Origin of the sequence: Streptomyces sp. NPDC006879 (genome assembly GCF_042869595.1) — a bacterium.
Classification (GTDB): domain Bacteria; phylum Actinomycetota; class Actinomycetes; order Streptomycetales; family Streptomycetaceae; genus Streptomyces.
In genome coordinates this window covers 1-1,338 of record NZ_JBIAGC010000110.1, presented here as the reverse complement: position 1 = coordinate 1,338, position 1,338 = coordinate 1, and the positions used below count along the sequence as shown (strand labels likewise).

Sequence of the window (1,338 nt, the reverse complement as noted above, 5' to 3'; positions counted from 1 at the left end):
ACGACGACGAGATCGCTCCCGGCCGGGGAAGCCTCGGGTCGTGATCACCGAACAGGCCGAGACCTGGCACCGCGACCTGGACCACCTCTTCACCGCCGTCGGGCACCGCTTCGGCCGCGTCGAACCCCGCCGCCGGATGCGTGACTACGTGCGCGCACTGCTCGCCCCGGTAGCACGCAAGAACAGCTGGCAGCTCGCCGAACACGCCGGCCATTCCACCCCCGACGGTCTGCAGTACCTGCTCTCCCGCGCCCGCTGGAACCCCGACGACATCCGCGATGACCTGCAAACCTATGTAGCCGAACAACTCGGCCGCCCCGATGGGGTACTGATCATCGACGACACCGGATTCCTGAAGAAGGGCACCACCTCCGCCGGAGTCCAAAGGCAGTACTCCGGCACCGCCGGCCGCACCGAGAACTGCCAGATCGGCGTATTCGCCGCCTACGCCAGCACGGCCGGCAGAGCCCTGGTGGACCGGGAGCTCTACCTGCCCAAGTCCTGGACCGGCGACCGCGACCGCTGTCGCGCGGCGAAGGTCCCCGACGAGCGGGAGTTCGCCACCAAGAACACCCTCGCCCAGGCGATCGTCCGCAGGGCACTGGCCTCGCCGCTGCCGATCGCCTGGGTGACGGCGGACGCCGCCTACGGACAGGACAACCGTTTCCGCCGGATGCTGGAAACATCCGGCGTCGGCTACGTCCTCGCCGTCCCGAAGTCCCAGTTCTCCCTGGCCGGCCCGCGCATCGACATGGCCTTCGAGCAGGCCCCCGACCAGGCATGGGAACGCCGTTCCTGCGGAGCGGGCGCGAAGGGACAGCGCGAGTACGACTGGGCGGCCGTCCAGCTACGACCGGTTGCTGAGTACGACCAGCAGGACGGCGTGCTGATCCGTCGACGGTGGGCGCTGGCGCGACGCAGCCTCAGCCGGCCGGACGAGATCTCCTACTACCTCGCCTATGCGCCCCTGGATGTCGGCGTGGACGAGCTGGTGCGGGTGGCCGGATCCCGGTGGGCGATCGAGGAGTGTTTCCAGGCGGCGAAGAACGAGTGCGGCCTGGACGAGTACGAGGTTCGCCGCTACGTCGGCTGGTACCGGCACATCACCCTGGCCATGCTCGCCCACGCCTTCCTCGCCGCGATGAGCGCGCAAGCAGCCGAAAAAGGGGATCCACCAGTGAGGATGCCGAGGTCATCGCGCTCACTGTGGCTGAAGTGCGGCGACTCCTGGCAGCTCACACACCCCAAGACCCCCGCGGCCGCACCCACGCACTGAGCTGGTCGCGCTGGCGCCGCCGACGCCAACTGGCGGCCCGCCGCTGCCACTACCACCGTCGC

Annotated in this window: 1 protein-coding gene; it reads left to right on the top strand. The window is 69.4% G+C overall.

Going from position 1 to position 1,338, the window contains the following annotated elements; all coding sequences use genetic code 11:
- Positions 1–43: 43 nt before the first annotated feature.
- A complete protein-coding gene (locus ACFYMC_RS29775) occupies positions 44–1,276 on the top strand; it encodes an IS701 family transposase (RefSeq protein ID WP_388531282.1) in 1,233 nt (410 codons plus the stop codon).
- Positions 1,277–1,338: the final 62 nt, after the last annotated feature.